The following is a 23,488-nucleotide window of genomic DNA, read 5'->3' on the forward strand; positions in this document are numbered from 1 at the left end:
ATCCCCATGCCTGTGGCAGCACGCCGGAGAGGACTCCAGCGCCCACATCCGCAGCCGTCGCACTGATGGCAGCGCCCATGCTCGATACCTACCGCGAGGTGGTAACGCCGGAAGGCGTGCCACTGCAGCTGCCCACCGCCGGGCCGATGCCGCGTGCGCTGGCCTGGCTGGTCGACCTGGGCATCCGCTTCGGCGCGCTGGTGCTGCTGTCCATTCCGCTGGCGCTGCTGGATGAACTCGGCCGCGGCATCTACATGGCGCTGATGTTCCTGCTGATGTGGGCCTACCCCATCGTCTGCGAAGCGCTGTGGGGCCGCACCCTGGGCAAGCGTGTGCTGGGCCTGCGCGTGCTGTCGCGCGATGGCGCACCGGTGGGCTGGATGGCGTCGATCACCCGCAACCTGCTGCGCACCGTGGACATGCTGCCGTTCGGCTACGCGCTGGGCCTGCTCAGCAGCCTGTTCGATCCCTACGGGCGCCGCCTGGGCGACCTCGTGGCCGGCACCGTGGTGGTGCACGAGCCCATGCACTACCTGCAGCCGCCGACCACCATCGACAGCGTGCTGGTACCCCCGCAGCCGCTGCGCCCGCAGGAACAGGCGGCGGTGATGGCCTTCGCCGAACGCGCGCCGCGGCTGTCGCCGGGCCGCCAACAGGAACTGGCCGGCATTGCCGAACCGCTGACCGGTGCCGCCGGCCAGGTGGGCGTGCTGCGCCTGTATGCGATGGCCAATTGGCTGCTGGGACGCCGATGAAGCAGGAACAGTTCGTCGCCCGGCACCAGCAGGAATGGCAGGCACTGGAGCAGTGGCTGCAGCACCGCGCAGGCGCGTCGCGCCGCAGGCGGCGCCGTCCGGAAGCCGGTGATCCCGGCGATGTTGCCTTCCCCCAGCGCTACCGCCGCCTGTGCCAGCAGTTGGCACTCGCCCGCGAACGCGGCTACAGCCCGCAGCTGGTGCAGCGCCTGCAGCAGCTGATGCAGCAGGGTCACAGTGTCCTGTACCGCACCCCGCCCGTGCGCTGGCGGCGGGCGCTGGAATTCCTGGTCGCCGATTTCCCGATGCTGGTACGCAGCCAGGCGCGCAGCATGTGGGTGGCACTGGCGATGTTCGCGGTGCCGGCATTGGCCTGCTTCGCCGTGGTGCAGCTGTACCCGGACAGCGTCCACCTGCTGATGGACAACAGCCAGATCGCCGAGATGGAACGCATGTACGACCCGGCGGCCGACCGCCTCGGGCGTGACAGCGGCACCGACTGGATGATGTTCGGCTACTACATCATGAACAACATCAGCATCGCCCTGCGCACGTTCGCCAGCGGCCTGCTGGCCGGGCTGGGCACGCTGCTGGTGCTGTTGTTCAACGGCGTCATCCTCGGCGCCGTTGCGGGCCACCTGCAGCAGATCGGCCATGGCGATCCGTTCTGGCGCTTCGTCGTCGGCCATGCCGCCTTCGAGCTGACCGCCATCGTCATCGCCGGCGGTGCCGGTCTGCAGCTGGGCATGAAACTGCTGGCGCCCGGTCGACGCCGCCGCATCGACGCGCTGGTGGAAGGTGGCCGCATCGGCGCCCGGCTGTGCCTGGGCGTGGCCTTCATGCTGCTGCTGGCCGCCTTCGTGGAAGCGTTCTGGTCGTCGATCGCGCAGATCCCGGCGTGGGCCAAGTACAGCGTGGCCGGTGTGCTGTGGGCCGGCGTGCTGCTGTGGCTGTGGCGCGGTGGCCGTGGGGGTGAACGTGCGCATTGACCACCTGGACGTGGCACTGCGCGCACGCAGCAGCTGGGAAGCCATGGAACTGGGCACCGCCCTGGCCCGCCGCCACGCGCGTGCGGTATGGGGCAGCTGGCTGCTGGCCAGCGCACCGCTGTTCGTGCTGTTCAACGCGCTGGCCTGGTGGCTGGATGGCTTCGCCTGGGCGTCGCTGGCGATGTGGTGGTGCAACCCGCTGTTCGAGCGCGCGCCGCTGTACGTGCTCTCGCGTGGCATCTTCGGCGAGCAGGTGGGCGCGCGGGCGGCCCTGGCCGCGCAACGGCACTGGGGTGGCACCGGTTTCTGGGGCTACCTGGGCTGGCGCCGCTTCAGCCTGCTGCGCAGCCTGTGCCTGCCGGTGAACCTGCTGGAAGGCAACGCGCCGGCACAGCGTGGCCCGCGGCGGCGCGCCGTGGCGGCAGGCGCGGCCGGACCGGCCATCATCCTGACGCTGATCTGCCTGGGCTTCGAGCTGGTGCTGGTGCTGGGCGCGATCGCTGCGGTGTTCCTGTTCATACCGCTGGAACTGCTGCCCGATTCGTGGCGCGCGGCCTGGGCCATGGTGAGCGTTGAAACCCCGCCGTGGGCGGACCTGGTGCTGAACCTGCTGAGCTGGCTGGCCGCCGCGCTGATCGGCCCGTTCTATGTGGGCGCCGGCTTCGGCCTGTACCTCAACCGGCGCACGCAGATGGAAGCGTGGGACGTGGAAATTGCCCTGCGCCGGCTGCGCGAGCGGCTGCTGCCGGCGGCATCCACGCTGGCCCTGCTGCTGTGCCTGGCCCTGCCACTGGCACCGGCCCACGCGCAGGACGCGGACGCCGATGCGGAGCGTGGGGTTGAAGCGGAACTGACGGCCGCCAATGACCCCGGCAATACCGCCGCGGGCGTCTTCGGCGGGAAGCCGGTCGACACCAGCGGCTTCCGCCAGGCGGTGAACCGGGCCTACGAGGATCCGCTGCAGCGCCCGCTGCGCCAGGTGACCGAATGGAAGCCGATCGACGATGGCGCGGCAGAAAAGAAGGCCGAGAAAGACAACAGCAAGGACGACAAGGCCGGCCAGAACCGTGGCGAGCGCAATGGCAAGCTGAAGCTGCTGGCACGCGTGGCCGAATGGGGCCTGTGGGCGCTGCTGGGCGGGGTGGTGCTGGTGCTGCTGCTGACCGCCCGGCTCTGGTGGCCCTGGCTGCGTGGCACGGGCCGGCGCAAGACGAAGGACGCCCCGCGCGTGCAGGAAGAAGCCGTGGACATGCCGGTGGTGCTGCCGCCGGATGTGGCCACCCAGGCCGGCCTGCTGTGGGACCAGGGGCGCCCGCGCCAGGCCTTGGCCCTGCTGTACCGCGCCAGCGTGCGCACCCTGGTCGAACGCACCGGCAACGCCCTGCCCCCCGGCGCGACCGAAGCACAGTGCCTGCGTGCCTCGCGACGCCTGCCGCAGGCTGCGGACCGCGATCTGTTCGCCCGCATCGTGCGCACGTGGCAGTACGCCGCGTACGGCGGCCGCCTGCCCACGCGCGATGAGTTCGATGGACTGGCCGCCACGCTGCGCCAGCAGTTCGGGTGGAAGGCATGAGCCCACGCGTTTTCTGGTCGCTGCTGCTGGGCCTGCTGGTGCTGCTGGGCGTGCCGCTGGCCGTACTGTTCCTGCGCACGCACGAGAAGGTGACCGAAACCATCGTGCTGCCGCCACGGGGCGAAGCGGCCTACAACCCGCTGTACGTGCTGGGGCAGGCGCTGCGCGCCGACGGCATCGAGGTGCAGTCCCTGCAGCGCCTGCAGCTGGCGAAGATGGCGCTGGGCGACACCGATACCGTGGTGCTGCTGCAGGACACCCGGGAAATGCCGCCCGGCACCGCGCAGGCGCTGCTGGACTGGGTGGGGCGTGGCGGCCATCTGCTGCTGCGCACGCAGCCGCCGGGCGAGGACAAGGCCAGCACCACCCAAGGGCCTCTGCTGGACCGCATCGGCGTGGAAAGCCTGTTCCATGGCCAGCACTGCCAGCCCTTCCACGTGGTGGACGATCCCCACCACGTGGAGTTCTGCAACGGCCGCCGCTTCAGCCTCGGTTTCACCGCCAATTCCAAGGCCGAGCGCCGTTGGGGCAATGAGGAGGGCCTGGCGTTCGCCCGCCTGCGCCACGGCCAGGGCCGCATCGATGTGCTGGCGGACATGGAGTTCATGCGCGGTGCTGGCCCCACCACGCCGCCGCGCAAACGCGCGACAGCCACGAAGGACGCACCGCAGCGCGATGGCCTGCATGATCTTTCCCACCGCGACCTGACCCGCTACCTGCTGGACCCCAACTACGGGCGCGGCACCGTCTGGCTGGTCTATGGCAGTCGCCCGCCCACACTGCTGGCGCGCATCGTGCTGCAGGGCTGGCCGGTGTGGATACCGCTGCTGCTGGCCCTGCTGGGCTGGCTGTGGGCGCGTGCGCAGCGCCTGGGCAGCGTGCTGCCCTCGCCGGTCGTCGAGCGCCGCTCGCTGCTGGAACACGTGCGCGCCAGTGGCGAACTGCTGCTTCGCTTCGGCCATGGCGCGCAGCTGTACAACGCCGTGCAGGCGCTGTTCCTGCATCGCCTGCGCCTGCGCGCTCCGGTGGCGGCCGCGCTGGACGGCGCTGCCCGTGACCAGGCCATCGCCGATGTGCTGCAGTGGCCCGCCAGCCGCGTGGCCACCGCCCTGACCGTTCCTTCGCCGCACGATTCCTCCGCCCTGCGCGAGCGCATCCGCTTGCTGCTCCAGATGAGATCCCTGCTATGACCGATGCCCCTGAGCTTCCGGCGGCCGCTGCCGCCCGCCTGATCGAACGCGTCGATGCCATCCGCGATGCCGTCGGCCGTGCCTTCATCGGCCAGGCCGACGTGCTCGACCAGATCCTGGTGGCCCTGCTGGCAGGCGGCCACGTGCTCATCGAAGGCGTACCCGGGCTGGGCAAGACCCTGCTGGTGCGCGCCCTGGCGCAGGCGATGGAACTGGACTACGGGCGCGTGCAGTTCACCCCCGACCTGATGCCCAGCGACGTCAGCGGCCACGCCGTGTACGACCCCAAGAGCGAGAGCTTCAAGATCCGTCGCGGCCCGGTGTTCACCAACCTGCTGCTGGCCGATGAGATCAACCGCGCCCCGGCCAAGACCCAGTCGGCGCTGCTGGAAGTGATGCAGGAAGGCCAGGTGACCATCGAAGGCAAAGCCTTCACCCTGGCGCCGCCGTTCATGGCGCTGGCCACGCAGAACCCGCTGGAACAGGAAGGCACCTACCCGCTGCCGGAGGCGCAGCTGGACCGCTTCCTGCTGAAGGTCCTCATCGACTACCCGCAGCTGGACGACGAGAAGCGCATGGTCGCGGCCATCACCCTGGGTCGCGCCGCCAGCGATTTCGACCTCAGCCAGGTGCCGCGCGTGCTCGGTGCCGGCGAACTGCTGGCGCTGCAGCAGGCCACCGCGGCCATCACCGTGGATGACGAAGTGATCGACTACGCCGTGCGCATCGTGGCGGCCACCCGTTCCTGGCCGGGCATCGCCGTCGGTGCCGGCCCGCGTGGCAGCATCGCGCTGGTGCGTGCTGCGCGTGCGCAGGCGGTACTGGCCGGCCGCGATTTCGTCACCCCCGACGATGTGCGTGACATTGCACGGCCGGCATTGCGCCACCGCATCGCACTGGCGCCGGAACTGCAGATCGAAGGCCAGGGCCCGGACGACGTGCTGGGTGCGCTGCTGGCCAAGGTGGAAGCACCGCGCCGATGAGGCCTGCGCCGCTGCTGCTGGTGCTGCTGGCGGCCTGGGCCGCGCTGGGCGGCGTGGTGCTGGGCGGGCTGCTGCCGCGCGGCAGCTGGGCCGTGGCCGGTGCCGTGGTCGCCGCGCTGGCGCTGGTGGATCTGTGGCGGCAGTGGCGACGTGCATCGCCGCAGGTGCAGCGCCAGGTACCGGAGGCCTTGGCACTGGGCGTGCGCCGCGAGATCGGCCTGCGCCTGCTGGCCGAACAGCCGATGCAGGTGCAGGTATTCGACCGCGTGCCCGGCGGCTGGCCGCTGGAAGCGCTGCCGCAGCGCCTGCAGCTGCGCGCCGGCCACGCCAGCACCCTGCATTACCAGGTGCTGCCGCAGCAACGCGGGCGCTTCCAGTTCGACGGCGTGGATGTACGCATCCGCTCGCCGTGGCGGTTGTGGTGGCAGCAGCGCCTGCTGCCACCCGCGCTGGAGGTGCGGGTGTATCCCAACTTCGTCCCGCTCACCCGCTTCGCCCTGTTCAGTGCCGACCAGGCCTCGCGGTTGGTGGGTGCCCACGTGAAGCGCCGCCGTGGCGAGGGTACCGACTTCCACCAGATGCGCGAGTACCGCATCGGCGACAGCCTGCGCCAGCTTGACTGGAAGGCAACCGCACGCGCGCGCAAGCTGATCTCGCGCGAATACCAGGACGAGAAGAACCAGCAGCTGCTGCTGATGCTCGACAACGGCCGGCGCATGCTGGCCAGCGAGGGCGGCCTTTCGCACTTCGACCATGCCTTGAATGCATCGCTGGTGGTGGCCTACCTGGCACTGCGCCAGGGCGATGCCGCCGGCCTGTTCGCGGTGGGCGGCGAGCGCCGCTGGGTGGCGCCGCAGCGTGGCATGGGCACGGTGGAACACCTGCTGCGTGCAAGCTACGACCTGCAGCCGCAGGCCGTGGCCACCGATTACCTGGCCGCCGCCACCGAAGTGTCGCTGCGCCAGCGCCGGCGTGCACTGGTGATGCTGGTCAGCAATGTGCGCGACGAAGACATCGAAGACCTGCTGGCCGCAGTGCGCCTGCTGCAGCGCCGCCATCTGGTGTGCGTGGCCAGCCTGCGCGAACGCGAACTGGATACCGCCCTGGAAGGCGAAGTAAACACGCTGGAAGACGCCGCCCAGGCCGGTGCCGCTGCACTCTACCTGCAGCAGCGCGCGAAGGCCCACGAAGCCCTGCGCAGCGAAAAAGTGATGGTGCTGGACGTCACCGCCGATGCCCTGCCTGCGGCGCTGGTGGAACGGTATCTGGCGGTGAAGCGCGAAGGGCTGCTCTGATCGGTAGCGCCGGGCAGTGTCCGGCGGATCGTTGCAGCCGCCTGCGAACGCTCTGGTAGGTGCCAACCTTGGTTGGCACGAAACCCACGGCGCCAACCAAGGTTGGCATCTACCGAAATGGCAAACAGCTGCCGGCCAGCGGCCGGCACTACCCCTGCAGCAACCGCCACTGCGAACGCTCTGGTAGGTGCCAACCAAGGTTGGCATCTACCGAAACCGTTACGCGGCCGCCAGCAATCGCCGCTGCAACCGCTCCACCGCACGCTGCAGCAGCACCCGGTTGCGGGCCAGCTTCATCCACTGCGGCAGGCGCGAGAACATCGAGGCGTTGTGCACGCCACCATGCTCACGCAGTGCCGACGTCGCGTAGTCATGCAGCACCTGCAGGTGCTCGGCGTTGTAGGCCCACAGCAGGCCCGCACGGGTGGGCTCGACCAATCGCAACGGCAGGCCGAAATGCGGATCTGCCGGCTCGGCATCGCGCAACGGGCAGACGCTGACCTTCACCTCGCTGGTGCGCCCGCATTGCGCGCACTTGGCCGGCAGCACCTCGGGCACGGCCGTGGAGGCCGACGGCCGATGCTGGTGCACGCACACCCACTGGTGACCGCAGTAACCGCACGGTCGGCGGCCATCGATGCGTACCGCGCCCACCCAGGCACCGCTGTCCAGCGCCACGCTGCAGCCGGTGCAACGGAAGCGCGCCGTCCAGCGGTGAGGCTGCCAGCTGGCAACCACCCAGCCTGGCGTATCACAGCGATGGCAGCGCACCGCCACGCGCCCGGCGAAGGCGTGCAGCGTGCGGCCATCGTCGAAGTGCCGCCCCGACACCGGCGTCGTTCGCCCGCGCCGGCCCAAGGGCCGCCGCACCGCCATCAGACGTAGATCCGCGTCGGCGCCTCGTCCACGATCGCGTGCGGCACGAATCGCGCACTGTCGCGGGTGATCGCGCTGTCGTCCTCGCGGATGCCGATGCCACAGGCGTGGTCACCGATCACCCAGCTGCCGATCAACGGGTAGCCACCCTCGAAGCGGGTCAGCGGGTGCGCACGCTGGATGATGGCCGGGCCTTCGTAGGGGCCATCGCTGCGCTGGGTGCTGCCATCGGCCAGATGCATCTCGATGTTGGCCCCTTCGCGCGAGAACAGCGGCTTGCGTACCCAGCCCGAGGCCAGCGCGCTGCCGTCATCGAAGTGGGCTTCCAGCAGGTTCGGGTGGCCCACGTTGCGCTGCCACAGCAGCGGCAGGATGCCCTTGTTGCTCAGCACCGCCTTCCACGCCGGCTCCAGCAGCTGGATGCCCGAACCGGGCAGCGCGCGACCGAATTCCTCGGCCATCAGGTCTTCCAGCGGGTACAGCTTGAACAGCGTGCCGATCACTGTGTCGTCCAGCGCGGTGAAGCGACCGTCCTCGGACAGGCCGATATCCTCGATGGCGATGGCCTCGCCCTGCAGGCCGGCCTGGGCCGCGCAGTCACGCAGGTAGTCGACCGTGCCACGGTCCTCGTCCGAACTGCCCACGGCGCTGAAGTACAGCGGCGGCGGCAGGCGCGCGGCGAGCTCGCCGAAGCGCTCGACCAGGGCCTCGTGCATGCCGTTGAACTGGTCGGCGTGCTGCGGCAGGCGGCCGGCGTTGCGCTGGTCCTCCAGCCACTGCCACTGGAAGAAGCTGGCCTCGAACAGCGAGGTCGGCGTGTCGTAGTTCAGTTCGTACAGCTTGGCCGGGCCGGTGCCGTCGTAGGCCAGGTCCAGGCGCCCATACAGATGAGGCTGCCGCTGGCGCCAGCTCTCGGCGATCCAGTCGCGGTAATGGGCAGGAATCGCCAGCTGGTCCATCAGGCGCTCGCTGGCGATGACGTCCCCCACCAGATCCAGCGCCATCTGGTGCAGTTCGGCGCTGGGGTCCTCGATGTCCACCTCGATCTGGCGCAGGGTGAAGGCGTAGTACGCGCTTTCATCCCAGTACGGCTGGCCATCGATGGTGTGGAAGCGGAAACCGGCTTCCTCCGCGCGCGCCCGCCACTGGGCGCGCTCGGCAATGCGGATTCGCTGCATGGGTCGATCAGCCGCCGAAGCTGCCGCCGCTGCGGCGGGCGCTGGTGCTGCCAAAGCCGCTGCGGCTGGCGGTGACGGCGCGGTTCGGTTCGCTGCTGACCGGGGCCAGGCCGGCCTTGCCCGCACCGATGCCGCTGGCGGTGTTCATGCCACCGGTGCCGCCCGGGGCCGGGCGCGCCCAGCCGGCGTTCTTGTCCTGGTAAGCCGGGGCCGACGCCGGTGCCTGCGGGGCCAGACCGCCGCGGTTGCTCAGCATCTGCGACATGAAGAAGCCCATCATCATCGGGCCGATGAACGAGGTACCGGCCGAGGTGTGCTGCTGCACGCACTGCTCGGGCTTGTAGTCCTGCTCGCAGGCTTCCTTGCTGGCGTACTTCGGCGCCGCATCGGCGGCCTTCTGCTGGGCCTCGGCAAACGCATTGCGGCACGAGGAAGGATCGCCCGTCGCCTCGGTGCAGGCCTCCACCGAGGTGTACAGGCCTTCCTGCACCTGCACCTGTTCGTCCTTCTGGCAGGCGGTGAACAGCAGGGGTGCAGCGCTCATCAACAGCAGCGCGGTGGTGCGGGAACGCTTCATGGCGTCATGCCTCGGAGTCGGATCAATTCCCCAATGATGCCAAATCCACGCCAACAACCGGAATCGGCAAAGTGGGAAAGATGAACGGAATTTCATTTTCACCGGCCTGATCGCGAACCCGGGGTCAGAGCCCGTTGCGCAGCAACGGGATCCGACCCCGTCAGATCGCGGCCAACTGTCGAAGGCGGGGCACTGTGGGTGTGCGGGGTGTGAGCCGCATGGATGCGGCGACCAAGCCCCCCATGGACGGGTTTAAGGCGTCCCCGCACACCCACAGTGCCCCGCCATCCCACGGAATGCCCGCTTTTGCCGTTGACGTTGCCTTGGCCTTGGCCTCTGCGGGTGCAGGGCGCAGCCCTGCCGCACCACCTTCGGTGGTTGCAGCAGCAACCGAAAAAATTGTCCATGATCGGGCGACCCCCACGTTGTACGGCCCGCCCGTTCCGCCAGCCATGCCTGAATACCGCTCCCGCACCTCCACCGCTGGCCGCAACATGGCCGGCGCCCGCGCCCTGTGGCGCGCCACCGGCATGAAGGACGGCGACTTCCACAAGCCGATCATCGCCATCGCCAACTCCTTCACCCAGTTCGTGCCCGGCCACGTGCACCTGAAGGACCTCGGCCAGCTGGTCGCGCGCGAGATCGAAAAGGTCGGCGGCGTCGCCAAGGAGTTCAACACGATCGCCGTCGACGACGGCATCGCCATGGGTCACGACGGCATGCTGTACTCGCTGCCCAGCCGCGAGATCATCGCCGACTCGGTCGAGTACATGGTCAACGCGCACTGCGCCGACGCACTGGTGTGCATTTCCAACTGCGACAAGATCACCCCCGGCATGCTGATGGCCGCACTGCGCCTCAACATCCCGGTGGTGTTCGTCTCTGGTGGCCCGATGGAAGCGGGCAAGACCAAGCTGTCCGAACACAAGCTGGACCTGGTCGATGCCATGGTCATCGCCGCTGACGAAAGCGCCAGCGACGAGAAGGTCGCCGAGTTCGAGCGCAGCGCGTGCCCCACCTGCGGTTCCTGCTCGGGCATGTTCACCGCCAATTCGATGAACTGCCTGACCGAAGCGCTGGGCCTGTCGCTGCCCGGCAACGGCTCGACCCTGGCCACCCATGCCGACCGCGAGCAGCTGTTCCTGCGCGCCGGCCGCCTGATCGTCGAACTGTGCCATCGCTGGTATGGCGGCGAGGAAGCAAGCGCGCTGCCGCGTGGCATCGCCACCCAGGCCGCGTTCGCCAACGCGATGACCCTGGACATCGCCATGGGCGGCTCCACCAACACCATCCTGCACCTGCTGGCCGCGGCGCAGGAAGCCGAAGTGGACTTCGACCTGACCCACATCGATGCGCTGTCGCGGCGCGTGCCGCAGCTGTGCAAGGTGGCGCCGAACACGCCCAAGTACCACATGGAAGACGTGCACCGCGCCGGCGGCGTGTACGGCATCCTCGGCGAACTGGCGCGTGGCGGCCTGCTGGATACCTCCGTGCCCACCGTGCACAGCCGCACCCTGGCCGATGCCATCGAACGCTGGGACGTGGCGGTCAGCGACGAACCCAGCGTGCACGACTTCTTCCGTGCAGGTCCGGCCGGCATTCCCACCCAGGTGGCTTTCAGCCAGGCCACGCGCTGGCCCACGCTGGACGTGGACCGCGCCGAAGGCTGCATCCGCAGCGTCGAGCACGCCTACTCCGCCGAAGGCGGCCTGGCCGTGCTGCGCGGCAACCTGGCCGTTGATGGCTGCGTGGTGAAGACCGCCGGCGTGGACGAGTCCATCCACGTGTTCGAGGGCAGCGCGCGCGTGTTCGAAAGCCAGGACGCGGCCGTGGCCGGCATCCTGGCCGATGAAGTGAAGCCTGGCGACGTGGTGGTCATCCGCTACGAAGGCCCGAAGGGCGGCCCCGGCATGCAGGAAATGCTCTACCCCACCAGCTACCTGAAATCGAAGGGGCTGGGCAAGCAGTGCGCGCTGCTGACCGACGGTCGTTTCTCCGGCGGCACCTCGGGCCTGTCGATCGGCCACGTCTCGCCGGAAGCCGCCAGCGGCGGCACGATCGGCCTGGTGGAAGACGGCGACCGCATCCGCATCGACATCCCCGCCCGCCGCATCGACCTGCTGCTGGACGACGCCACCCTGGCCCAGCGCCGCGCCGACGCCGACGCGCGTGGCTGGAAGCCGCGTGAAGCGCGCCCGCGCAAGGTAACCAGCGCACTGAAGGCCTACGCCCTGCTGGCCACCAGCGCCGACAAGGGCGCGGTGCGCAACACCGCCCTGCTGAGCGATTGAAGGATGCTGGGGTCAGAGCCCTTCCTGCGGAAGGGATCTGACCCCGGATCGCGGCAAGGGGTCGGATCCCTTTCGCAGAAAGGGCTCTGACCCCGTTCCAGCCATCAGCGGTAAGGTAGGACGAAACACCGACACGGAGGTTGTGATGACGTTGCTTTCGCTTGCCCTGGCCGCTGCGTTGGGCGCCGCACCCGAACCGTCGAAGGCGCCGGACTGCAGCTACGACCGCGATGCGATGCTGGCGATGGAACCGGATGCGTTCGACCAGGATCTGGAGGGCGGCTGGCGCCCGCTGGCCGAGCGCGGTTGCCAGCGCGAAGCCGCTGATCTGCTCGCCGCCTACGCTGCATTGCCCAAGGCGGCGGGCAACACCACCATCATCTGGCATGAGGGGCAGCTGCGCGCCGAGCTCGGGCAGACGGCCCAGGCGATTGCTCTGATGCAGCGCACCTACAAGCCGAAGGACAAGGATCCCGGTTACTGGAATGCCTACGTGGACGGCACGGTTGCCTTCCTGCAGCACGATCGTGCGGCACTGGAGAAGGCCCGCGCGGCGCTGGTCGCGATTCCCACACCGGAGGAATTCGCGGGGGCGTTGAAGGATGGGCGCTACCACTTTACGACGGCAGGCGGGCAGAAGGTGGATGTGGCCTGGCCACCGAACCTGGATGTGCTCGATGGCTTCCTGCGCTGCTTCGACCGCGATTACCACGGCGCGCTGGGTGATACCGCATGCCGGAAGCCGCAAGGCGGTTGAGTGACCGAGTGCGTGCTGGGGTCAGAGCCCTTCCTGCGGAAGGGATCCGACCCCGCCTCAGCCGATCACGCGCTTGAACGGCGGCAGCGCGTCGATGATGCGCTTGCCGTAGCGGCGGGTCAGCAGCCGCGAATCGAGGATGACCACGCGGCCGGTGTCGGTGGACGTGCGGATCAGGCGGCCGGCGAACTGGGTGAGCGTGCGCAGCGCGTGCGGGATGGCGATCAGGTTGAAGGCGTTCATGCCGCGCGCCTCCACCCATTCGCTCAAGGTCGCGGTCTGCGGGTCGGTCGGTACCGCGAACGGTACCTGGGTGATGACCACGGTGGTACAGGCTTCGCCGGGCAGGTCCAGGCCTTCGCCGAAGGAGTTCAGGCCGAACAGCACCGAACCCTCGCCGGCGGCGACGCGGCGCAGGTGTTCGTCGATCAGCCGGGTCTTGGACATGTCGCCCTGCACCAGCACCTGCTTGCGGCGCGCGGTGGACATCAGGCCGGCCACCTTTTCCATCTTCCAGCGCGAAGTGAACAGCACCATCGAGCCCTTGCCCCAGTCCAGTTCCTGGTCGAGGTAGCGCGCCACTTCGCGGGGATGGCCTTCGCGGTCATCAGGCGTGACCGGAAACTTCGGCACGATCAGCTCGGCCTGGTTGGGCAGGTCGAAGGGAGACGCGAGCGAGACCATCTCCGCGTCCGGCGGAATGCCGTTGTCGATGGCCAGCGACTGGAAGTCGCCACCGCCGGTCAGCGTGGCCGAGGTCATCACCACCGAATCCACTTCATCCCACAGCAGCTTGCGCAGCACATGCGCGGCCGAGACCGGTGAGCCGTGCAGCACCAGGTCGCCCTCGCGGGTGGCGGTCACCCAGCGCGCGGTGGGCGGCGCACCGTCCTTGTCCTCGCGGCGCCAGGCCTGCCACAGGTTGTACTGCTGCTCGATCATTTCCAGCGCCATGCCGAGGTTGCGCTGCAGGCGCTCGCGCGCCGCGTCGTCCGGCTTGCCCTTGGCCACCTGTGCGTTGGCGGCATGGGCCCAGTTGTAGAGGCTGCGGGTGTCATCGGCCAGCGCTTCGATCGGCTCGCGCCAGGCCTCGGGCAGGCGCCCGTTGGCGGCACGCCACATCGGATCTTCGTCGGCCGGTGCCGGCATCCACACCGCTTCGATGTGGTCGCGGAAGGCACGCAGCTGCTTGGCCACGTTGCTGGCCACGTCGATGGCCTCGTTCGGCAGCAGGTTGCCCAGGCGGTCCTTGTCGACCGCGCGGTAGGCACCGGCAATCAGGATCTGCAGGCGGCCGGTGCGCTTGGCCATGTCATCCAGGGCCAGGCTGGCCGCGCCCTGGTCGATGGCCACGTTGCCGATGTGGTGGCCTTCGTCCAGCACCAGCAGCATATCCGACGGTGCAGCGATCATCGGCTGGCCGTTGTCGCTGTCACCAATGGACAGCGCCGACAGCAGCAGCGCGTGGTTGGTCACCACGATCTGCGCATCACGCACGGTATTGCGTGAGCGCAGTACCGCGCACTGCGCCGAATACGCGCAGCGGCGCCCGGCACAGGCCGACGCCGGGGTGGTGATGCGGCTGCGCAGGCCGGGGCTGATGGTCTCCGGCGCGTTGTCGATGTCGCCATCCCACGTACCACTGGTGAACGCATCGGACAGGCGCTTGGCGATATCCATTTCGATGGGCGCCAGCGGCCGGTCGTACAGCGGCGCTTCGTCCTCGAACATGCCGCCCTGCGCGCCCTCGCCCTGCGCTTCGGCGGCGTTGCGCGTGCACAGGTAGCGGGTACGGCCTTTGGCCAGCGCCACGGTCGCGTCCAGGCCGGTGGCCTTGAGGAAATTGGGAATGTCGCGCTCGACCAGCTGCGACTGCAGGGCCACGGTACCGGTGCTGATGACCAGCTTCTTCTTGCTGGCCAGCGCGATGGGCACGCCTGCGGTGAGGTAACCCAGGCTCTTGCCGACGCCGGTCGGCGCCTCGACCACGCCCACGCCGCCACTGGTGGACAGCGCACGCGACACCACGCCGATCATCTGGCTCTGCGAGCGGCGGGTGGAGAAGCCGGGGGTGTTGGCCTGCAGGGTCGTGTACGCCTTGCGGATCGCATCCTTCAAGGCGTCATCGAGCTTGCGCGGGGCGGCGACGGTTTCGGTCACGCCGGGAAGTACCGTGGCTGTATCAGGCCGGCCATTGTCGCATGGCCGGCCACCCGGACCGAGGCGCGGGCGCTGAACAGGGTCAGCGGCGTCGGGGCGTGGCTTTCATGGGCCGGATGGCTGTACCGGGCCGGGCCAGATGCGGCGTTGCCAGCGCACCGCCCTGGTAGGTGCCAACCTTGGTTGGCACACCTGCCACAGCGCCGACCCAGGTCGGCCTCTACCAGAAGCAGCCGCAGCCCGGCGTTACCGCGACGGTGGCGGCGGCGGAACCGAACGGCTGCGCAGCACGCGCACCAGTGCCCAGACCATCAGCACGATACCGAAGGCGGTCAGCAGGGACAGCACGAACTGCACGCCGCCGAGCACCGCGCTCATGGCCGAAATGGCGCTGAAATCACCGCTGCTGACCAGCCACAGCGGCACCACGTTGGCCAGCACGCCCCCCAGGTTGGCCACCAGCAGCAGCACCAGCCCCGCCAGCGCACCGCTGCGGGCGGCGTCACGCGGCGCGCCCACCACCCAGACCAGGCCGACGCACAGGGCGATCAGCACCGGCAGGCGCACGCCGATCATGCTCAGCACGCTCAGCAGCAGCGAGGAACTGTCCATCGATCAGTCCTCGCCGGCAAGGACGCCGGCACCGGCCCGCAGCTGCTGGTAGATCTCATCGGTCTGCGGGCGCACGCCATGCCACTGCAGGAAGCTCTCGGCGGCCTGCTCGACCAGCATGCCCAGGCCATCGACGGAGTTGCGGCAGTTCGCCGCGCGCGCCCACGCCAGGAACGCGATGGCGGCCTCACCGTAGTTCAGGTCCACGGCGGTGGTCATCGAATTGACCAGCGACAGCGGCAGCTTGAACTCCACATCGCGGTCGCGGCCGGCCGAGGTGGCGTTGAGGATCAGCTCGAAATCGCCCAGCTCGCGCAGGTCTTCCCAGTAACGGCTGATGGCGCGGCCCGGTTCTCCCATGGCGTCGATCAGTTCGTCGGCACGTTCCGGCGTGCGGTTCACCACCACCAGTTCGGTGATGCCGGCATCCAGCAGCGCCGGCGCGACGCTGCGTGCCGAACCCCCGGCGCCGATCAGCAGCACGCGGCGGCCACGCAGGTCCAGGCCGTGACGGTCGGTGAGGTCACGCACCAGGCCGATGCCATCGGTGGTGTCGCCGTGCCAGCGGTCACCCTTGCGCAGCAGCGTATTCACCGAACCGGCGCGGCGCGCGCGAGCGGTCAGCGTGGTGCACACCGAGAACGCGGCCTCCTTGTGCGGCGAGGTGACGTTGGCACCGACACCGCCTTCGGCGGCGAAGGCTTCCAGCCCGGCGAGGAACGCGTCCGGGGCCAGGTCGATCGCACGGTAGTCGATGCTGATGCCTTCCTGGCGACCGAACGTCGCGTGGATCAGCGGCGACTTCGAGTGGGCAACGGGGTGTCCGAAGACGGCGTAACGATCGGTCATGGAATCCTCAAGCTGGCTAGACTGGTGCACTTTCGTGCAAGGACCCGGATGATGCGCATCACCCCGACCCTGCTGGTGCTGGCCGCCAGTCTACTCTCTGCCCCCGTGGCGATGGCGTTGAACGAGTACGGCATCGAGGGCATGGGCGTGGTCTCCACCCGCGCCGACGAAGGCCGGGCGACGATCAGTGCCGACGGCCAGCGCATCGTCTTCGCCCGCCGTGGCGAGGCCGGCTGGGGGTTGTGGCAGGCACGGGTGGTGGACGGCCGCTGGCAGCAGGCGCAGGCCCTGCCGGTGGACGTGGCCGGCGAGGCGCTGGATCCCTGGCTCAGCCGCGATGGCCGCTGGCTGCTGTTCGCCGCTGGCCGTGAGGGCAGATGGGCGCTGTACCGCGCGCCGGTCGCCGCCGATGGCAGCGTGGGCCACGCGCAGGCGCTGGCCGGGAAGGGGGGCACGCGTGCGGAGCGTGGCGCCGCGCTGAGCGCTGACGGCCGCCGCCTGCTGTTCGCCCGCAACCAGGGGCGTGGTGCCGGCTGGGATCTGTTCGTGGCGCCGTTGGATGCGCAGGGTGTGCGTGGCGTGGCGGTGGCACTGGATGGCCTCAACACGGCCGCCGATGAAACCGACGGCGACTGGCTGGGCGATGCTGGCGCAGTGGTGTTCAGCCGCGGCAACGGCGAAGCCGCGCAGGTGATGACCAGCGCGTGTGCCTGGACCGGCGCGGCGCTGCAGCCACTGGGGCTGTCGTTCAACCAGACCGGGGGCTGGACCGGCACGCCGGTGGTGGACAACGCCAAGCCCGGCGAGATGCTGGTGTCCAGCAGTGCCGCGAAGGCGCCGCGCGCCGGGGGCGTAGACGTGTACCGGTTGGCGGTGCCGAAGGTGGCGACCGTGGCCGGGTGCATGCCGTAGATCTACGCCATGCGTGGATGGCCGTCTGGTAGATGCCAACCTTGGTTGGCATGCCTTGGAGCGCCAACCAAGGTTGGCGACTACCGGGGATCCAACCCCGGACCACGCCTCTCAGCGCGCCAACACCTGGGCGCGCTGCTTCTCGTAATCGATCTCGCTCAGCTGGCCGTTGTCCTTGCGGCGGTTCAGCGCGGCCAGTTCGGCCTGCACGCTTTCCGGCAGGGCCTGCTCACGGGCCACGCGGGCGGCGGCGGAGAGCTGCTCCGGCGGGCGCCGGCTGGCCCGCCACGCAGCCACGAACACGCCGACGATGATGGCGCCGAACACCAGTGTGCCGGTGCCCCAGATCAGCCATTGCATCCATCCCATTTCCGGTCCCATCGCGTGTTCCTCCGTCCGTCGTGAGCGCTATTGTCAGCGCTCGCGCAGCCAACGCGCCACCTGCGGCGCGAAATAGGTCAGCACGCCATCGGCGCCGGCCCGCTTGAAGCCCAGCAGCGACTCCATCACGCAGGCGCGTTCGTCCAGCCAGCCGTTGGCGAAGGCGGCCTTCATCATCGCGTACTCGCCACTGACCTGGTAAGCGAAGGTCGGCACGCCGAACTTTTCTTTCACCCGGCGCACCAGGTCCAGGTAGGGCATGCCCGGCTTGACCATCACCATGTCCGCGCCTTCTTCCAGGTCCAGCGCGATCTCGCGCAGGGCCTCGTCGCCGTTGGCCGGGTCCATCTGGTAAGTCTTCTTGTCGGCCTTGCCAAGGCTGCCGGCGCTGCCCACCGCATCACGGAACGGGCCGTAGAACGCCGAGGCGTACTTGGCCGAGTAGGCCATGATGCGCACGTTGAGGTGGTGGTCGGCATCCAGCGCACGGCGGATGGCGCCGATGCGGCCGTCCATCATGTCCGAGGGCGAGATGATGTCCGCGCCGGCTTCGGCATGCGACAGCGACTGCTTCACCAGCGCCTCGACGGTGATGTCGTTGAGCACGTAGCCCTTGTCATCGATGATGCCGTCCTGGCCGTGCGTGGTGTACGGGTCCAGCGCCACGTCGGTCATCACGCCCAGTTCCGGGAAGCGCGTCTTCAGCGCGCGGATCGCACGCTGCGCCAGGCCGTCTTCGGCCCAGGCGGCGGCCGCATCCAGCGACTTCTGCGAACTGTCGATCACCGGGAACAGGTCGATCACCGGGATGCCCAGTTCCAGCGCCTCTTCGGCCACTTTCAGCAGTTCCTCGATCGACAGCCGCTCCACGCCGGGCATGGACGGCACGGCGGTGCGGCCGGCCAGCTCGTGCACGAACACCGGGTAGATCAGGTCGTCGGTGGTCAGCGTGTTCTCGCGCATCAGGCGGCGCGAGAATTCGTCATGGCGCATGCGCCGCGGGCGGTAATGGGGGTGAGGCATGGCAGGCTCCGAGGAGTGGCTATTGCAACAGGTAGCCCTGCGGCAGCAGGGGTTCGGGCAGGGGGCGTTCGCCGAGCGCGTCGAGCTGGTCGATTTCGATCGTGCGCACCATGGCGTCCAGCGGCAGGTCGTTCGGCTCCAAGCCGAAGGGCTCTTCCATTTCTTCACCCAGCTGATCCAGACCGAAGAAGGCATAGGCCAGCACCGCCGACAGTACCGGCGTGCCCCAGCCCAGCGAACTGGCCAGGCCGAACGGCAGCAGCACGCAGAACATCCACGCGCAGCGGTGCAGCAGCAGGGTGTAGGCGAACGGCAGCGGCGTGCTGAGGATGCGCTCGCAGCCGGCCTGGATGGAGGACATCGCGTGCAGGCGGTCTTCCAGCTGGGTGTACAGGATCGGCTCCAGATCGCCGCTGCGCAGCGCCTGGGCCAGCTCGGCGGCAATCATCGACAGCAGTGCGTCGGGTACGTTTTCGCGCTTGGCCAGTTGTTCGCGCTGCGGGTCGTCCAGCCATGGCAGCGCCACCAGGGCCACCACGCGCCCGCGCAGGCGTGCGGCCAGGGCGTGGGCGAATGCCGTGGTGAGGTAGGCAATGCGGCGGCGGGCCTCGCTGTCGCCCAGCAGAAGGTTCACCTGGCGCGCCAGCGAGCGCGATTCGTAGATCAGCTGGCCCCACAGCTTGCGGCCTTCCCACCAGCGGTCGTAGCAGGCGCTGTTGCGGAAGCTGAGGAAGATGGACAGGACCAGGCCGAGCAGGGTGAACGGGGTAGCCGATACCCGCTCGATGCCGATCGGCGGGGCCAGCTCCACCACCGCAGCCACCGCGATGGACAGCACCAGGATGGCCAGCACCTTCGGCGCGATGGCCGGCACGATGGAGCCACGCAGGATGTACAGCAGTTGACAGCCGCGGGGGCGGGGACGAATGATCATGGGGGCAGCCGCGCCGGGCGCGGTTTCACAGGCACGCGGGGGGCTCGCGCAGCGCCGCATTGTACTCCCCTGCCCGGCCCCGGGCCGTGGGGCTGCGACGCCCGGTCGCACCCATGGGCGCGACTCGGAGCAGCTTGTTCAGAGCATGCCGCTCAGAGCAGCCCACCGCCCAGGCTCAGGCGGATGATGCCGACGACCACCACGATACCGTTCAGGACCAGACCGGTCTTGGCACGGCCGCGCTTGCTGGGGTGGGTGAAGAGGATGCCCAGCGCGGCGATGACCGCACCCACCGCCGCGAACGGAATGAGGAACCAGTTGCCCCAGCCCAGCAGCGGGATCAGGGCCAGGATCATCCACAGCAACGCCACGATGCCCCACAACAGACTGATCACACCCATGCCGCGTTCCCCTGTGGTTGGTTTCTGCCGCCACATTAGCCCTTCCTGCCGCTGCCGCCTACCGCCATTGGCGACATGCTCACCTGCGCCATGGCAGCATGCCGGCACGGCTCGGGTGCCCGTGTTGGCGCCGATTCAGAGTCCCCGGCCGATGATCCGAACTGTCCTACAGGGGTATACGCCATGAACATCCGTTGGGTCGCCTTGACCGCCATGCTGCTGGCCGCCGCGGGTTGCGCCAGTACCTCCAAGGTCATGCTGGGCCGCGCCCGTGCGCCGATCGACCCGGCGCTGGTACAGATCTATTCGACCCCGCCGGCCGGTTCGCTGGAAATCGCCCAGCTGGAATCGTCCTCGGCGGTGGGCTTCGGCACGCAGGGCCAGACCGATGCTGCCGTGGCGCGGCTCAAGCGCGAAGCCGCCGCACTGGGCGCCAATGGCGTGATCCTGATGGGCGTGGGCAGCAGCGGCTCGCCGGTCGGCATGTCGGTGGGTGCCGGCAGCTACGGCTCGCACGTGGGCGGCGGCCTGGGCATCGGCATTCCGACCACGCAGAAGCGCGCGGCCGGTGTTGCGATCTGGGTGCCGAACCCGGAAGCGCCGGCACGGTTGCCGACACAGACGATCACCCCCACCCCGCAACGTTGATCTGCGGTAACGCCGGCCGCTGGTAGTGCCGGCCGCTGGCCGGCAACCCACCGGGCAAAGGCAATGCCGGCCAGCGGCCGGCACTACCGCTTACTTCTTCCGGTACTTCGGCACGAACTGCTGCTGCACCGCTTCGGCCAGCTGGTCCGGCGGCAGCAGGCCCTGGTCGAGCAGGAAGTTGTTGAACGCCAGGCGGTCAAACTTCGCGCCCAGCGCCAGTTCGGTCTGCATCCGCAGTTCCAGGATGCGGGTGTAGCCATAGAAGTAGCTGCCTGCCTGGCCCGGCATGCGCACCGTGTAGCGGTCCAGTTCCTGCGTGGCCATCGCCTTGGACAGGCCGACCTGCTCGATCAGCACCCGCTCACCGTTGGCTCGGTCGGTCAGGCCGAGGTTGAGCATCGGGTCGAGCATGGCGCGCGCCGCGCGCAGCAGGCGGAACTGCAGGGCGATCAGCTGCCCGTCCAGCGGCTCGTACGGCACCATTTCCGCCTCGGCGTACAGCGCCCAGCCTTCCACGTTCACCGAATTGAACGCGAACATCGTGCGTGCCAGTGACACACCACGCTCGACCATGGCAGTGAACTGCAGTTCGTGACCGGGGCGCCCTTCGTGCGCGCTCAGCGTCCACGCCGCCGAACCGAAATTGAAATCGTCGTACTGCGCACCCGGGCCGGCGGCCGGATTGCCCAGCGGCAGCACGAAAGTGCCCTGCTGCCCGGTGTTGTTGACCAGCGGTGCCGGCAGGAAATGCGGAGCCGGGCTGGCTGCGCTTTCGGCCGCTGACCCCAGGCGCATCTGCATGGGACGCTTGGGCACATCGACGATGCCGTGTTCGCGGATCAACGGATCAATCGCGTCGATCACCTTGCGGTAGTGGCCTTCAAGCTGATCGTCGGCGATCTTGTCGGCCTTCAGCGCGCGGATCACCGCCACCGGGTCGCTCGGGTCGGCCACCTTCAGACCCTTCTCCTTCGCCACCAGCGGCGCCAGCTGCTGCATGGCCGAGCGGGTTTCCATGAACTCCAGCTGGGCGCGCTGCATCAGCAGCTTCGGATCGATGTCGATGCCGACCTGCTTGAGCTGGTAGGCATACAGCGGCGCCGGCAGCCGTGCATCGGTGCGCGCCTTCGGCAGCACCTCCCTGCGGGTCCACGCGGCGTAGTCCTTCATCTGCCCGGCCAGGGCCGTCATCGCCTCATCGGCGCCGGCAATCTGGTACTTCTTCAGCAGCGACTCGATTCCGGTGATGTAGGTTTCGACGTTGTCCAGCGACTGCTGCACTTCAATCTGCGTCGGCTGCAGCAGGGCGCTGTCTTTCAGGCGCTCCTCATACCGCTGGCGGGCCAGTGTGGTGAAGGCGGTGCCACCGGGTTGCAGGCCCGCGTAGGCCTTGAGGCGATCCAGCGCCTTGGCACGCCGCTCGGCCGGCACCTGGTCGGACAGCAGCAGATTGAGGCCGCTGAAGACCGTCTGCGGTGCGTCGCTCCACGGGAGCAGGTACCTGTCGTTGAGCTCGCTGCCTTCAATGCTCTGGTCAGCGGCGTGGATCATGATGGCCAGGTCCTGGCGGACGTTGGGATCCTTCTCGGTAGCCAGCTTCGCCTTCAACGCATCGCGGGCCTTGGCCGTCGCGGCGCGGAAGCGCTTGCCGTTGTCCGGGCCGAGGTCGGCCACCTTGTCGTCGTAGCCGGGCACACCGAAGAAGCCGGTCTGTTCGGGCTGGAACGGCCCCTGCGCATCGAGCAGGATCTGCGCCAGCGCATTGCTGCGGGCGACCCAGGCCGGGCTGGCCGGCGTAGCGGCCTTGGCGGCCGGTGCGGCCAGGGCCGGCGGTGCCGACAGCAACGGGGGGGCGGTCAGGGCCAGGGCAACGGCCAGCGCGATCGGCTTCATGGGACACTCCAGCAAAGGGGTGTCCGCAACTTACGCGCTCAGGGCGATGGCGACAATCGGCTGGAGGTCATGGCCGCATGGCGGCAGGGAGCCTGCCCCAGGTAGAGTCGACTGTCAGTCGACCATCGCGCGCAGCGCGGGGTTTTCTGGCGGCGTGCGAAGAGCCGTCGACTGACAGTCGACTCTACCCACCAGGCCTGACGCGGGTCACAGCGCCCGGCTGGAGGTCATGGCCGCGTAGCGGCAGGGAATCTGCCCCAGGTAGAGTCGACTGTCAGTCGACCATCGCGCGCAGCGCGGGGTTTTCTGGCGGTGTGCGAAGAGCCGTCGACTGACAGTCGACTCTACCCACCAGGCCTGACGCGGGTCACAGCGCCCGGCTGGAGGTCATGGCCGCGTAGCGGCAGGGAATCTGCCCCAGGTAGAGTCGACTGTCAGTCGACCATCGCGCGCAGCGCGGGGTTTTCTGGCGGTGTGCGAAGAGCCGTCGACTGACAGTCGACTCTACCCACCAGGCCTGACGCGGGTCACAGCGCCCGGCTGGAGGTCATGGCCGCGTAGCGGCAGGGAATCTGCCCCAGGTAGAGTCGACTGTCAGTCGACCATCGCGCGCAGCGCGGGGCTTTCTGGCGGCGTGCGAAGAGCCGTCGACTGACAGTCGACTCTACCCGGCCGGGCTGGGTGCGGGTCACAGCGCCAGCGCCGGAGGACACCCTCCGCGCTCGCGACACTCCTGCAGCGCGCACTCGCCCGCGGCTTCGGCATCGTCCAACGCTGTCAGGTCGTAGGTCTGCTTGCCTTCGCCCAGCACGTACATCACCGGATAATCCCACACGTCATTGCGGCGGATGCCCTGCACGAACAACCGCCCCTGCCCCTGCGGCCCTTCCAGCGCCACAGTTAGGCCGACATCCCGCTGGCCGTCGAACGCGGTCTGCATGCTGCCCAGCGGTACCGCGGCCGAACGCAGCGGCTCGCCCAGCACCTGCACCAGTTCGATGCTGCAGCCGGCCCGGCGCATCGCTTCGCGCATCGGCGGGCTTTCGTGTGCGGCCTCGCTCCAGCGCAGCACGCTCCACGCGATCATGCCGCCCATCCCGCCGAGGAACAGCAGGACCGACAGGGGCATCGCCCAGCGCCAGTTGCGGCGCCACCAGCCATTACTGGCGGGGTGGCGGTGGGGAATCGGCGGTGGCAGGTTCATCGGCGGG

Annotated in this window: 22 protein-coding genes; 10 read left to right on the top strand and 12 right to left on the bottom strand. The window is 69.0% G+C overall.

The features are described from left to right. Nucleotides 1-65: 65 nt before the first annotated feature. The 6 genes from C1924_RS19160 to C1924_RS19185 are packed head-to-tail and all read left to right on the top strand — an operon-like array spanning nucleotide 66 to nucleotide 6,785. Complete coding sequence (locus C1924_RS19160) at nucleotides 66-755, top strand: RDD family protein (RefSeq protein ID WP_108766732.1); 690 nt, start codon at nucleotides 66-68, stop codon at nucleotides 753-755. Continuing rightward, nucleotides 752-1,744, top strand: coding sequence for a stage II sporulation protein M (locus tag C1924_RS19165; RefSeq protein ID WP_108766733.1), 993 nt, complete (start codon nucleotides 752-754; stop codon nucleotides 1,742-1,744). The genes C1924_RS19160 and C1924_RS19165 overlap by 4 nt, the downstream gene beginning before the upstream one ends. Next, a complete protein-coding gene (locus tag C1924_RS19170; RefSeq protein WP_108767127.1) occupies nucleotides 1,734-3,317 on the top strand; it encodes a DUF4129 domain-containing protein in 1,584 nt (527 codons plus the stop codon). The genes C1924_RS19165 and C1924_RS19170 overlap by 11 nt, the downstream gene beginning before the upstream one ends. Beyond that, on the top strand, nucleotides 3,314-4,507 hold the full coding sequence (locus C1924_RS19175; protein ID WP_108766734.1) for a DUF4350 domain-containing protein: 1,194 nt from the start codon (nucleotides 3,314-3,316) through the stop codon (nucleotides 4,505-4,507). The genes C1924_RS19170 and C1924_RS19175 overlap by 4 nt, the downstream gene beginning before the upstream one ends. Further along, nucleotides 4,504-5,490, top strand: a complete 987-nt coding sequence (locus tag C1924_RS19180) for a MoxR family ATPase (RefSeq protein ID WP_108766735.1) — start codon at nucleotides 4,504-4,506, stop codon at nucleotides 5,488-5,490. Before C1924_RS19175 ends, C1924_RS19180 begins: the two co-directional genes overlap by 4 nt. Continuing rightward, nucleotides 5,487-6,785: a DUF58 domain-containing protein gene (locus tag C1924_RS19185; protein WP_108766736.1), complete on the top strand. Its 1,299-nt coding sequence runs from the start codon at nucleotides 5,487-5,489 to the stop codon at nucleotides 6,783-6,785. Before C1924_RS19180 ends, C1924_RS19185 begins: the two co-directional genes overlap by 4 nt. 219 nt (nucleotides 6,786-7,004) lie before the next feature. Here C1924_RS19185 and C1924_RS19190 read toward each other — a convergent pair whose 3' ends face one another. The 3 genes from C1924_RS19190 to C1924_RS19200 are packed head-to-tail and all read right to left on the bottom strand — an operon-like array spanning nucleotide 7,005 to nucleotide 9,416. After that, nucleotides 7,005-7,661 (bottom strand): hypothetical protein, encoded by a 657-nt coding sequence (locus tag C1924_RS19190; protein WP_108766737.1) that lies wholly within the window; start codon nucleotides 7,659-7,661, stop codon nucleotides 7,005-7,007. After that, nucleotides 7,661-8,839: a glutathionylspermidine synthase family protein gene (locus tag C1924_RS19195; protein ID WP_108766738.1), complete on the bottom strand. Its 1,179-nt coding sequence runs from the start codon at nucleotides 8,837-8,839 to the stop codon at nucleotides 7,661-7,663. Before C1924_RS19195 ends, C1924_RS19190 begins: the two co-directional genes overlap by 1 nt. Nucleotides 8,840-8,846: 7 nt before the next feature. Next, nucleotides 8,847-9,416, bottom strand: coding sequence for a DUF1190 domain-containing protein (locus C1924_RS19200; RefSeq protein WP_108766739.1), 570 nt, complete (start codon nucleotides 9,414-9,416; stop codon nucleotides 8,847-8,849). Between the two features lie 452 nt (nucleotides 9,417-9,868). Between C1924_RS19200 and ilvD the strand changes: the two genes are divergently transcribed. After that, nucleotides 9,869-11,707: a dihydroxy-acid dehydratase gene (gene ilvD, locus C1924_RS19210; RefSeq protein WP_108766741.1), complete on the top strand. Its 1,839-nt coding sequence runs from the start codon at nucleotides 9,869-9,871 to the stop codon at nucleotides 11,705-11,707. 145 nt (nucleotides 11,708-11,852) lie between these two features. Beyond that, nucleotides 11,853-12,464: a hypothetical protein gene (locus tag C1924_RS19215; protein ID WP_108766742.1), complete on the top strand. Its 612-nt coding sequence runs from the start codon at nucleotides 11,853-11,855 to the stop codon at nucleotides 12,462-12,464. A 57-nt stretch (nucleotides 12,465-12,521) separates the two neighbouring features. Here C1924_RS19215 and dinG read toward each other — a convergent pair whose 3' ends face one another. From dinG to aroE, 3 genes are all read right to left on the bottom strand, one after another. Then, nucleotides 12,522-14,624 (bottom strand): ATP-dependent DNA helicase DinG, encoded by a 2,103-nt coding sequence (gene dinG / locus C1924_RS19220; protein ID WP_108766743.1) that lies wholly within the window; start codon nucleotides 14,622-14,624, stop codon nucleotides 12,522-12,524. A 246-nt stretch (nucleotides 14,625-14,870) separates the two neighbouring features. Then, entirely contained in the window at nucleotides 14,871-15,236 is a 366-nt protein-coding gene (locus C1924_RS19225; RefSeq protein WP_108766744.1) for a hypothetical protein, read from the bottom strand. Between the two features lie 3 nt (nucleotides 15,237-15,239). Then, nucleotides 15,240-16,085, bottom strand: coding sequence for a shikimate dehydrogenase (aroE, locus tag C1924_RS19230; RefSeq protein WP_108766745.1), 846 nt, complete (start codon nucleotides 16,083-16,085; stop codon nucleotides 15,240-15,242). 48 nt (nucleotides 16,086-16,133) lie between these two features. Here aroE and C1924_RS19235 point away from each other — a divergent pair, with 48 nt between their 5' ends. Continuing rightward, nucleotides 16,134-16,997, top strand: a complete 864-nt coding sequence (locus tag C1924_RS19235; protein WP_108766746.1) for a PD40 domain-containing protein — start codon at nucleotides 16,134-16,136, stop codon at nucleotides 16,995-16,997. 111 nt (nucleotides 16,998-17,108) lie between these two features. Here C1924_RS19235 and C1924_RS19240 read toward each other — a convergent pair whose 3' ends face one another. From C1924_RS19240 to C1924_RS19255, 4 genes are all read right to left on the bottom strand, one after another. After that, nucleotides 17,109-17,378 carry a hypothetical protein gene (locus C1924_RS19240; RefSeq protein WP_108766747.1) on the bottom strand — a complete coding sequence of 90 codons (270 nt, stop codon included), beginning with the start codon at nucleotides 17,376-17,378 and terminating at the stop codon, nucleotides 17,109-17,111. A gap of 33 nt (nucleotides 17,379-17,411) precedes the next feature. Beyond that, nucleotides 17,412-18,401 (bottom strand): porphobilinogen synthase, encoded by a 990-nt coding sequence (hemB, locus tag C1924_RS19245; RefSeq protein ID WP_108766748.1) that lies wholly within the window; start codon nucleotides 18,399-18,401, stop codon nucleotides 17,412-17,414. A gap of 19 nt (nucleotides 18,402-18,420) precedes the next feature. Beyond that, nucleotides 18,421-19,335: a bestrophin family ion channel gene (locus C1924_RS19250; RefSeq protein WP_108766749.1), complete on the bottom strand. Its 915-nt coding sequence runs from the start codon at nucleotides 19,333-19,335 to the stop codon at nucleotides 18,421-18,423. Nucleotides 19,336-19,487: 152 nt separating this feature from the next. Then, nucleotides 19,488-19,736: a hypothetical protein gene (locus tag C1924_RS19255; RefSeq protein WP_108767128.1), complete on the bottom strand. Its 249-nt coding sequence runs from the start codon at nucleotides 19,734-19,736 to the stop codon at nucleotides 19,488-19,490. 183 nt (nucleotides 19,737-19,919) lie between these two features. Between C1924_RS19255 and C1924_RS19260 the strand changes: the two genes are divergently transcribed. After that, on the top strand, nucleotides 19,920-20,384 hold the full coding sequence (locus C1924_RS19260) for a hypothetical protein (RefSeq protein WP_108766750.1): 465 nt from the start codon (nucleotides 19,920-19,922) through the stop codon (nucleotides 20,382-20,384). A 90-nt stretch (nucleotides 20,385-20,474) separates the two neighbouring features. Here the strand turns inward: C1924_RS19260 and C1924_RS19265 are convergent, their stop codons facing one another. Together C1924_RS19265 and C1924_RS19270 are read right to left on the bottom strand one after the other, a co-directional pair. Continuing rightward, on the bottom strand, nucleotides 20,475-22,277 hold the full coding sequence (locus C1924_RS19265) for a DUF885 domain-containing protein (protein ID WP_108766751.1): 1,803 nt from the start codon (nucleotides 22,275-22,277) through the stop codon (nucleotides 20,475-20,477). A 688-nt stretch (nucleotides 22,278-22,965) separates the two neighbouring features. After that, nucleotides 22,966-23,481, bottom strand: a complete 516-nt coding sequence (locus C1924_RS19270) for a cytochrome c oxidase assembly factor Coa1 family protein (RefSeq protein WP_108766752.1) — start codon at nucleotides 23,479-23,481, stop codon at nucleotides 22,966-22,968. Between the last annotated feature and the right edge of the window lie 7 nt (nucleotides 23,482-23,488).

The organism is Stenotrophomonas sp. ESTM1D_MKCIP4_1, from assembly GCF_003086895.1.
In the GTDB taxonomy this organism is placed as follows: Bacteria; Pseudomonadota; Gammaproteobacteria; order Xanthomonadales; family Xanthomonadaceae; genus Stenotrophomonas.

Coding starts and splice junctions, on each gene's coding strand:
- C1924_RS19175 (WP_108766734.1), top strand. CDS start 3,314: ATGAGCCCACGCGTTTTCTGGTCGCTGCTGCTGGGCCTGCTGGTGCTG.
- C1924_RS19265 (WP_108766751.1), bottom strand. CDS start 22,277: ATGAAGCCGATCGCGCTGGCCGTTGCCCTGGCCCTGACCGCCCCCCCG.
- C1924_RS19165 (WP_108766733.1), top strand. CDS start 752: ATGAAGCAGGAACAGTTCGTCGCCCGGCACCAGCAGGAATGGCAGGCA.
- C1924_RS19240 (WP_108766747.1), bottom strand. CDS start 17,378: ATGGGACCGGAAATGGGATGGATGCAATGGCTGATCTGGGGCACCGGC.
- C1924_RS19250 (WP_108766749.1), bottom strand. CDS start 19,335: ATGATCATTCGTCCCCGCCCCCGCGGCTGTCAACTGCTGTACATCCTG.
- C1924_RS19200 (WP_108766739.1), bottom strand. CDS start 9,416: ATGAAGCGTTCCCGCACCACCGCGCTGCTGTTGATGAGCGCTGCACCC.
- C1924_RS19260 (WP_108766750.1), top strand. CDS start 19,920: ATGAACATCCGTTGGGTCGCCTTGACCGCCATGCTGCTGGCCGCCGCG.
- C1924_RS19255 (WP_108767128.1), bottom strand. CDS start 19,736: ATGGGTGTGATCAGTCTGTTGTGGGGCATCGTGGCGTTGCTGTGGATG.
- C1924_RS19160 (WP_108766732.1), top strand. CDS start 66: ATGGCAGCGCCCATGCTCGATACCTACCGCGAGGTGGTAACGCCGGAA.
- C1924_RS19180 (WP_108766735.1), top strand. CDS start 4,504: ATGACCGATGCCCCTGAGCTTCCGGCGGCCGCTGCCGCCCGCCTGATC.
- ilvD (WP_108766741.1), top strand. CDS start 9,869: ATGCCTGAATACCGCTCCCGCACCTCCACCGCTGGCCGCAACATGGCC.
- C1924_RS19185 (WP_108766736.1), top strand. CDS start 5,487: ATGAGGCCTGCGCCGCTGCTGCTGGTGCTGCTGGCGGCCTGGGCCGCG.
- C1924_RS19235 (WP_108766746.1), top strand. CDS start 16,134: ATGATGCGCATCACCCCGACCCTGCTGGTGCTGGCCGCCAGTCTACTC.
- C1924_RS19190 (WP_108766737.1), bottom strand. CDS start 7,661: ATGGCGGTGCGGCGGCCCTTGGGCCGGCGCGGGCGAACGACGCCGGTG.
- C1924_RS19225 (WP_108766744.1), bottom strand. CDS start 15,236: ATGGACAGTTCCTCGCTGCTGCTGAGCGTGCTGAGCATGATCGGCGTG.
- aroE (WP_108766745.1), bottom strand. CDS start 16,085: ATGACCGATCGTTACGCCGTCTTCGGACACCCCGTTGCCCACTCGAAG.
- C1924_RS19270 (WP_108766752.1), bottom strand. CDS start 23,481: ATGAACCTGCCACCGCCGATTCCCCACCGCCACCCCGCCAGTAATGGC.
- C1924_RS19195 (WP_108766738.1), bottom strand. CDS start 8,839: ATGCAGCGAATCCGCATTGCCGAGCGCGCCCAGTGGCGGGCGCGCGCG.
- hemB (WP_108766748.1), bottom strand. CDS start 18,401: ATGCCTCACCCCCATTACCGCCCGCGGCGCATGCGCCATGACGAATTC.
- C1924_RS19215 (WP_108766742.1), top strand. CDS start 11,853: ATGACGTTGCTTTCGCTTGCCCTGGCCGCTGCGTTGGGCGCCGCACCC.